This window comes from Microcoleus sp. B4-C2, assembly GCF_036705265.1.
Taxonomy (GTDB): Bacteria; Cyanobacteriota; Cyanobacteriia; order Cyanobacteriales; family Microcoleaceae; genus Microcoleus.
The window spans coordinates 1-9,968 of record NZ_JAUBUB010000149.1; the positions used below are offsets into that span (position 1 = coordinate 1).

The 9,968-nt window shown below is 49.3% G+C and carries 2 protein-coding genes and 1 pseudogene; 2 read left to right on the forward strand and 1 reads right to left on the reverse strand.

Annotated features, from left to right (window positions below; genetic code table 11):
• Positions 1–3,250, forward strand: a pseudogene (locus QUB20_RS27115) (DUF4347 domain-containing protein); the annotation flags it as partial.
• A 646-nt stretch (positions 3,251–3,896) separates the two neighbouring features.
• On the opposite strand, the gene QUB20_RS27120 reads toward QUB20_RS27115, so the two are convergent.
• Entirely contained in the window at positions 3,897–4,520 is a 624-nt protein-coding gene (locus tag QUB20_RS27120) for a GNAT family N-acetyltransferase (RefSeq protein WP_333246861.1), read from the reverse strand.
• 1,719 nt (positions 4,521–6,239) lie between these two features.
• Here QUB20_RS27120 and QUB20_RS27125 point away from each other — a divergent pair.
• On the forward strand, positions 6,240–9,764 hold the full coding sequence (locus QUB20_RS27125) for a response regulator (RefSeq protein ID WP_333248092.1): 3,525 nt from the start codon (positions 6,240–6,242) through the stop codon (positions 9,762–9,764).
• Positions 9,765–9,968 lie beyond the last annotated feature (204 nt).

Below are 9,968 nucleotides of genomic sequence, written 5' to 3' on the forward strand. Positions count from 1 at the left end.
TGCCAACTCCCGCCTCGCGCCCAACAGCAGCCAGTTAGTCACAGGATTGGGAGGAAGTGACCCCGACGGGTCGATCGTCTCTTACACCATCAACAGCCTGCCCTCACCAGACCAAGCAGTCCTGTTTTTAGGAGATCCAGCCAACGGGGGCGTACCAGTCACACCCGGTCAAGTCCTGACTCCAGCACAGCTACAGCAACTATTTTTCTCCACAACAGGCAACTTTACAGGAGCAAATTTCACCTACAGCGCCACAGACAACAGGGGCGCCACCAGTCCCGCTGTCGCTACGGTGGCGGCTATCTTGCGGCCGGTTTCCCCAAATCCCACACCGACTCCAACTCCAACAAATCCCACACCGACTCCAACTGACAACCAACCGCCATTGGCCAACAATACCAACTCCCGCCTTGGGCCCAACAGCAGCAGGTTAGTCACAGGATTGGGAGGAAGTGACCCCGACGGGTCGATCGTCTCTTACACCATCAACAGCCTGCCCCCAGCAGACCAAGCAGTCCTATTTTTAGGAGATCCAGCTTTGGGCGGCGTACCAGTGACACCAGGCCAAGTCCTGACTCCTCAACAGTTGCAGCAATTATTTTTCTTCACAACGGGCAACTTTACAGGAACCAATTTCACCTACAGCGCCACAGACAACAGGGGTGCTATCAGTCCCCCTGCTACGGCTACTGTGGATGGACTGATAGTGCCAACTCCCACAACTCCCACAACTCCAACTCCAACTGACAACCAACCGCCAGTTGCCAACAATGCCAACTCCCGCCTCGGCCCCAACAGCAGCCAGTTAGTCACAGGATTGGGAGGAAGTGACCCCGACGGGTCGATCGTCTCTTACACCATCAACAGCCTGCCCTCACCAGACCAAGCAGTCCTGTTTTTAGGAGATCCAGCCAACGGGGGTGTACCCGTCACACTAGGTCAAGTCCTGACGCCAGAACAGTTACAGCAACTATTTTTGCAAGCCACAGGCAACTTTACAGGAGCCACTTTCACCTATAGCGCCACAGACAACAGCGGCGCATCCAGTCCCGCTGTCGCTACTGTCGCGGCCATACTGCCAACTGACAACCAACCGCCCTTAGCCAACAATGCCAACTCCCGCCTCGCGCCCAACAGCAGCCAGTTAGTCACAGGATTGGGAGGAAGTGACCCCGACGGGTCGATCGTCTCTTACACCATCAACAGCCTGCCCTCACCAGACCAAGCAGTCCTGTTTTTAGGAGATCCAGCCAACGGGGGTGTACCCGTCACACTAGGTCAAGTCCTGACGCCAGAACAGTTACAGCAACTATTTTTGCAAGCCACAGGCAACTTTACAGGAGCCACTTTCACCTATAGCGCCACAGACAACAGCGGTGCCATCAGTCCCGCTCCCGCTACTTTTGTCGCTATCTTGGGGGCGGATGGGCCAACTCCCACACCAACGCCCCCCACGCCGATCGTCTCAAATCCGATCGGGGAAACAGATACCGACTGTTTGTGTCAGCCCATTATTGAAAAACCGGGAATTAACTTTGCGCCCCCGCCGCAACCACCTGCAGTTGGATTTGTCCGGCCTATTTCACAATTTTCCGAGGGACAAACCACCAAAGGAACCGACGGCGATGACTTGATCGTAGACACCAAAGGCAACCAAAAAATTGTCGGTTTTGAAGGTAATGACCTGCTTTTAGGTGAAGACGGCGCGGACGAAATTTACGGAAACGAAGACAATGACACGATTTTTGGGGGCATTGACACCGATATTGTTTACGGAGACGAGGGCAACGATATCGTATTTGCAGGCAAACAAAACGACTGGATTGCCGGCGACTTAGGCTCGGACACTCTGTTTGGAGATCGAGGTGCCGATACGATTCTCGGAGACACCGGGGAGAACAACTCCCAGAGTCCTGACGATGCTCGCGATTTGATCTTCGGAGGCGAGGGTGCAGACCTCATTAACGGCAACGAGGGCGACGATACCATCCATACCGGCAAAGGTGACGATATTGCCCTTGGAGGTAAAGAAAATGACCTGATTTGGGGCGAACTCGGCTCCGATACGTTGTTTGGTGGCATCGGCTCCGACAGCTTGTTTGGGGGAATCCGCGACCAAAGGGCCAGCGACTCCCAGGGACGCGACTTGCTTTACGGAGGCTTCGGTGACGACTTCCTCCACGGCCAACAAGACGACGATACGCTGGTTGCAGGCAAAGATAACGATCGCGCTTACGGAGGTAAAGGCAATGACATCATCTACGGTCAATTAGGCTCCGATACTCTCTACGGCGGCGAAGGAGCCGATACTCTGCTCGGTGACAGTGGCAGTTCCCAGTCCATCGGGGATATCGGGGAACAAGACTTGCTCTTTGGTGGCAGTGGCAATGACATCATCGGCGGCGGCCATGGTAATGATACGGTGCAAGCAGGTAAAGGCAATGATTGTGTTTGGGGTGGCAAAGATCATGACCTGATTTGGGGCGAACTTGGCTCTGATACCCTTGTTGGCGACAGTGGCGACGACACCATGTACGGTGGTGCTCGAAGTCGAGCTCAAGATGTTGGCGGCCAAGACTTGCTCTTTGGTGGCCTCGGTGCTGATGTGCTGTTCGGCGATGAGGGTGACGATACCATCAGTGGCGGTGAAGACAACGATTTGATTTACGGCGGTAAAGCTAACGACCTCATACACGGAGATCAAGGTGACGACTCGATTTACGGCGGTGACGGCAGCGATGAACTCTGCGGTGGCGAGGGCAACGATACTATCTATGGCGATCGTGCTGATAACCGGGGTGTCTCGGTGGGGGCAAACGGCCAGCAAGACTGCATCAACGGCGGTGAGGGCGATGACTTGCTCTACGGCAATGAAGGCCAAGATACTATCAACGGAGATGCTGGCAGCGATACTCTGATTGGTGGTAAAGATAACGACCTTCTCAATGGGGGATCTGGAGATGACTGGCTGTTTGGCGACTTGGGCGAGGATACTTTAATTGGAGGTATTGGGAGCGATCGATATGTGTTAAGTGCTGATGGCGGCACTGATACTGTCATTAACTTCGAGGTAGGCGTCGATAAGTTGGTTTTGACCGACGGCCTGAGTTTCCAGCAGTTGCAATTTAGCGCCACTCCGAACGGTACGTTGCTGCTAGTAGCAGGAACCGATCGGGTTCTAGCAAATCTGGTTGGGGTTAACGGGGCGATCGGCTCCTCGGATTTCCTACCAAATCTCTCTGAGCTCTAGAATTGGCGGCGAAAGTCTCCTGTTCTGGCGAACAAAACGCCACAGCAGATTAGAACTTCTGTGGCGTTCATCACAATACTCAATCCGGGTTAGAAACTTTGTAGCGATCGGCTTTTGTCATGGCTCTTACAGTGGCTTTTTGTCCCTCTCTAAAATGCTAAAAAATAAGGGTGTATTCCAGCCGGATTTGGTATAAGATCAAATCTGTTAGCCTTGAAATTATTCATAAATCTCTTATTATCCGCGTGAATCAGCGTCAATCCATTGTCATCTGCGGTTAATAAATTTTCTTTTTAAAACCGCCGATGTGGGCAGATAAACACAGATTAACGCAGATTAATTAGAGCAATTTCTGTTGCAGCGTCCGTGATTTTTGACTTGTTTTTACGCGCGACGAGGCGACGGGAGTTGATATAACTTTGTATGGAGTTTTTCAGGTGTTCCTAGGTACACAAGGGTTGGTAACAAATACTGTTTACTAGCAACTAATTTTATTGTGTTTTGTGATCGGGCTTAAGAGTCAACTAAAATTCATCAATAATTCCCCATTCCCATTCCATTGATTCACAATAGAAGGAAAGAAGAGCTATTTTTTCCTTTTTCTTGGCGAAGCCCCAATTCCCCATAATCAATTCAAATACTTAGCTTAGGATAGCGAAATCTGCTTGCGTAAAAACAGGCGGCGCGGCTGGCCCAACAGCCAACCAGTCCAATTCCAATCCACCTGTTGCAAGCGATAGCCGGCCTGATAGTATAACTGTCGCGCCGCGTGATTATTTTCCAGAACGTGGAGGTAAATCTCAGAAAATCCCCATTCTTTGGCTGTCTCCTCGCAGTTGCTGAGCAATTGTTGAGCAACTCCCTGCCGCCGGTACTCCGGGTGAACGGCTAAATTCGACAAATAAGGATAGTCAGAACTAGGGATTTGCCAAGGGAAGCGAGAACGCAGAGCCATTTCTACTGTTCCTGTTATGCGCTGATCTCGGTGCGATCGATAATTCTGCGTTCCCTCCTCGCGCGAGACTAGCTCAGCAACCAGACAAATGTAATGTTCTGCCTTAGAACGCAGTCGATTTTTTAAATCTTCGTAAATGCCCAAACGCAACACTGGATACACCCATTCTACAAACCCCTCGCGGGAGTGAAAGCTCATGGCTAAAATATCAGCTAGCTGCGTTAAGTCGTTGGGCGCAGCCACCCGGATCGAAAAACCAGAAAGTCCGGGAGTTTGTTGTTGGTGAGATGGTGAGGAAAAAAATGAAGGATTCACAATGCCAGGCCACTATATTAATTTTTTTTACGCGGGTTTCTAAGCTACCCTCTTAGAAAATTCACTGATGTTATACTGCTCTTATAACGTAACTTATAGGCATAGTTTATTTGCCCGATTAAATTACATTTTTTGGCGATAGACTTTAAGTAGCATTTGAGGTAAATGGAAAATTTTTAGCATTTAATACTCTAGTTATGAAAAAATAAAACTCATCCCCTAATACTAGATTTGTGGATCAGCTATTTGGCCTTTAAATTGAAGCTTGATCCCTGGCTTTCGGCCGGCATCACAAGAGTTTAAGTAAACGGTAGCTTACAAATTAAATGCGCGACAGCTTAGCGGGCAAGGTATTAAAAACAATCACAAAGGTTTTAACGTCAGGTTCCCGAAATCCTACCGCTCTCTGCTTATTGAAATACCCGATCGAATATAATTTATCCGTCAAGCGGTAGTTGAAAAACTCAACGACTGACCATACTAACACTGGGATCGCTGGCGCGTCGGATGTTCCCCGCCGCCCCCCGGCCTGGCACCCCAGCTTTCAGCAGTTCTGGGCTATCCATCGCCCGTCCCCAATCGAACCGGCCTTACCTGTTGAGCTACTTGGTACTTTTCCAACGTCCAATTTAAATTTGGATGCCTGGAAACAGTCTGCAGGGGTTTTCCCCGTCGGTTCGATACTCTGCTGCGCGCGAGACCTTCAAAACCTCGATCGAGCTGATTGACCCTGCCCAAAAACAGATACAAGCCACCGACACTCGTCGTGGAGAGATCAAAATTTTAGACCCTAGTTCAAGCTCCCCGATTCATCTGTGGAGTAAATCTAAAATCTAAAATCTAAAATCTAAAATCGACCGATCGGTTTCCACAGAGTACATCCCTAGCTAAGATTAACAGATGGATGCTCAAACTTGCGGTGTTTCGCCGCAGTAATTAGCTTGGGCGTTGGCCTGCAGGACGCACAAAAAATGCCGATATCGGGGAAAAAAGTGCAAGTCTAACTAAAATGGTACAGCAATTGCGTCACTCCCACAGACACCTCTGTGGTCTGTGGGCCACCCCCGAATATCAGTCAGGGGTTCAGGGCCCGATGGTGGTCGCTATCCTTGGCTGACTGTTAAAGTTGCTATTACTTGTGGGAAAAAACACAGGCGAAGATGTTGGTTGTCTATAGTATTTTGCTGCGGGCAGCTTTCACATACCAAATAAAATATTCCCAGGAGGCAGGAGCAAACATAAATTTGGCTAATCAACTCACAATCAAGACGGTTATTCCTCTGTATTCTGAGATATCCAGACGGCAGTTAAAATGGCCAGATTTGTGTTTGATCTCCGGCTGCCTCAAGGTAAGGGGTGAAAGAAATTTATCTGGAGACGAGTTTATGTGAATATCATTGAATAATAAAATTGGGGTGCACGACAGATAACTGTGGCTCAGAAGAATTCCGAATTGAAAACCCAGACATCAAAAATCAAGGTTGATGCTTGCCTCGGCATACTTACAACAAATTCATATCCACGAATTATTGTGATACCATTTTCCCAAAATAATGGCGACCTAGGCAAACTCCCAATCCTTATGTCAGGAGTCATTCGCAATCGAAAATCGAAGATAGAAAATCGAAAATGGTATGACTTCAGCAATTTAAATCGGCGAATTCTTCCTTTAATCAGACTTATTAAATCGAACAGCCCCGGGGCACAGGAGAACGGTGCATGAATTCCCAAGAAAATCCTAAGCTAAAAATTCTGATAGTCGATGACGAACCGGATAACCTCGACTTGCTTTACCGCACCTTCCATCGAGACTATAAAGTGCTCAGAGCCGAATCTGGCCCCGCTGCTCTCGAAATTTTGGCAAAAGAGGGAGAAGTAGCAGTGATTATCTCTGACCAGCGAATGCCAAAAATGAGCGGTACGGAGTTTCTCAGCCTGACGGCGGCTCAATACCCCGATGTGATCCGAATTATTTTAACTGGCTATACGGATGTTGAAGATTTAGTAGAAGCTATTAACGCTGGCAAAGTATTCAAATACGTTACCAAGCCTTGGGATGCTCAAGAGCTGATCAATCTTGTTAGTCAAGCTGTTGAGACTCACAATCTTCTGAAAACGCGCACCAATGAACTGCGCCGTGCTTTGAGCCAAGAATCGCTGCTTTATGCCGTTACCAATACTATCCGATCGGCTCCCAATTACCAGCAAATGCTGCAAAGAATTGTGGAAACTGTCGGGCAGATGTTTGAGGTGAGTTGCTGTCTGCTGCGGCCGTTCCAAGACGGCCGGGTGGCCGATGAGTGGTTCGTTTACCAGAAGGCAGAAACTAAAGGTGTGGGGGGCGATGAGGAAGTCACGCCCGGTGATGCTTCTGCTGCCGAACTCTCCCCGGATTTGCTGCCGGATTTGGTTTGGGAAACTCTGGATGTGGAGGTGATTCAAGATGCCCAAACTGACGATCGAGTTTTAAACTGGGATAATCCACAGCGAAAGCAGGCTTACGAAGCTGCGAATATTCGATCGAGCTTGATCGTACCGCTATTTTACAAAATCGAACTGATGGCAGTCTTGGCGCTGCACCAGTTTGAGGAACCGCGCCAGTGGCAAGACCACGAGGTACAGTTGGTAATTACCGTGGCAGACCAAGCGGCTTTGGCGCTTTCTCAAGCCCGGGCTTACGAACAGGTGCGGGCGCTGGCCAAGCGCGAGGCCTTAGTCAATACTATTACTACGGCAATTCGATCGAGTCTCGATCCCCAAAATATTTTTGCAGCCATTACTCAACAACTCGGCCAAGCTTTGCAAGTTGACGGCTGCGCCCTATCTCTGTGGACAGAAGATGATGAATACGTCCAATGCGTGGGGCTATACGACACAGATAGGGATACCGTGGCTGTAGAACAGGGTTTTCTTGATAATCCAGAGCTAGTTGCGAACCCTCTGGGCTACGAGACGGATTCTGGTGATGCTGCTGCTAACACTCGCGCCTGGGTTTTTGCCCATCCTTCTTTGCCACAGTCTTTGGTGCCGATTCGGGGCAATCCGCTGTTGTTGCAAGTTATGGTATCAAAAGAGCCGGTGGCGATCGAAGACCTCGACGAACACCCCGAATTAAATGTTACAGAACTGCAAGTTCGATCGCCAGCCCGCGCCCTGTTAGTCGTTCCCTTGCTCTCAGAAGGCAAAATCATCGGCAGCATTTCCCTGCGCCAAAATCACAGCATCCGCCGCTGGAACATCTCAGATATTGACCTGGCCCAAATAGTCGCAACTCAAGCTGCTCTAGCCGTGCAGCAGTCGCGCCTCTACCAGACTACCAGACAGCAGGCAGAACGGCTTCTGGAAGCCGATCGGCTCAAAACCGAATTTTTCCAAAATATCTCCCACGAGTTCCGCACCCCTCTAACTCTAACTATCGGCCCTCTAGAATCAGCTTGCAGACGCAAAGAAGACTTACCCTACGAACAAGCCGTAATCGCTTTGCGTAATTCCCGCCGCCTCCTGCGCTTGGTAAATCAACTGCTGGACTTGCAGCGGCTAGATGCCGGACGGATGCAGCCAAGTTTTCGCCCCTGCGATTTAGTCGGTTTCTGTTACTCTACCGCAGAGTCGTTCCGCGCCTACTGCGAGAAAAAAGGACTGCACTTAATTACCCAACTGCAAGAATGTCCTTTACTTTATTTGGACTTGGAAAGATTCGACAAAGTTATTTACAACCTGCTATCAAATGCTGTTAAATTCACCCCAGAAGGCGGAACTATCACCCTGAAAGTTGAATCTGCCGGCGCTCACTGTTTGTTGCAAGTAAAAGACACGGGTATCGGCATTCGCACCGAACAAATTCCCTATTTATTCGAGCGGTTTCACCAAGCCGAAGGTTCAGCTAGTCGTTCCTACGAAGGCAGCGGTTTAGGTTTGGCACTTGTCAAAGAATTAGTCGAACTCCACGGCGGTCAAATTTCAGTTGAGTCAGTTTACGGCGAAGGTACTACTTTTACCGTTTGGCTGCACTTCGGTTCGACTCACTTGCCCCCGGAACAGGTACTAGAAATACCTGCGGAGTTTCACTCATCGAAAGCTGCGGTGGAACTGGCCGATGTGGAGGCGGATTTATCAGAAAATGAGGCTGAAAATCATAACTTTGAGTCGCTCCAACCTGTCCGATCGGAAACAGCAGTGGGAACGGTTTTGGTGGTGGACGACAATCCAGATTTGCGCTTTTATGTGTCGGCAATTCTGCGAGATTCCGGCTTTGCAGTTTTGCTCGCCCGCAACGGAGAAGAAGGATTTGCCGTGGCTAAAAAACGTCGCCCTAATTTAATTATAACGGATTTGATGATGCCTTTGATTTCAGGCTTGGATTTGATTAAGATGATTCGAGAAGATGAGGAATTGCAGGGAACTCCGGCAATTTTGCTGACTGCTAAAGCCGACGAAGATACTCGAATTGAAGGAGTAGAACGGGGTGCGGATGCTTATTTGTCCAAGCCTTTTAACGATCGAGAATTGTTGGCGGAAGTACGGAATTTGATCGCCCTCAAACAAAACGAGCGCCGAGTGCAGCAGTTGAACAGTTATTTAACTGAGTCGGTGCTGCGCCGATTTTTGCCGCCGGCGATGGTGAAGGCTGCAGCGGCTGGAGATTTGGCTTTGGATTTGCGCCCGGAACCGCGATTGATTACTATTTTGTTTAGCGATATTGTCGGTTTTACTCAAATGGCAAATACGCTGCGATCGCGCCGGGTAGCTGAGCTGTTAAATGAATATTTGGCGGCAATGACTAAGGCTATTTTTGACAGTGGCGGTACGGTGGACAAGTTTGTTGGAGATGCGGTAATGGCTTTCTTTGGCGCGCCGGAGGAATTAACGCCTAATGAGCAAGTACGCCGCGCTGTGGCTGCTGCGGGGCAAATGCTGGGAGCTCTCAAGGAGCTTAACAAGGGCTGGTTGGAGCAGGGAATTGTTGGGGAAAATGGCGTCCCTCCGGTGCGGTTTCGCTGCGGAATTCACCAGGGTACTGCGGTGGTGGGGATGTTTGGCGGCCCCGATCGATCGGATTATACTGCGATCGGGCCGAGCGTAAATATTGCCGCCCGCTTGCAAGAGGTGACGGAACCAAACACGGTACTAATTTCGGCGGCGGTTGCAGATTATGTGGAGGAAAATCGCATTGTTAAATATAAGCCTTTGAAACTAAAGGGAATTGATGAAACTGTATTGACTTTTTTACTAAATTGTGATTAGTAATTATAAGTATTATATGTTGATATCCCACGCACAATTTCGGGAAAAACCTATTCCTAAATAAGTAGATGAGTGGCCAAATATGTATGTAGCCCAAAGCGATTATCACTCCGTGAAACGCTCATTTGGAGCGCGAATTAAATAACTTACAATTTTAATTGTTATTGTGGGATGGGCGTCCCGCCCGTCCAAAAAGGACGGGCG

Excerpts from the sequence above, each read along its gene's own strand:
- QUB20_RS27125 (WP_333248092.1), top strand. The coding sequence starts at position 6,240 with ATGAATTCCCAAGAAAATCCTAAGCTAAAAATTCTGATAGTCGATGAC.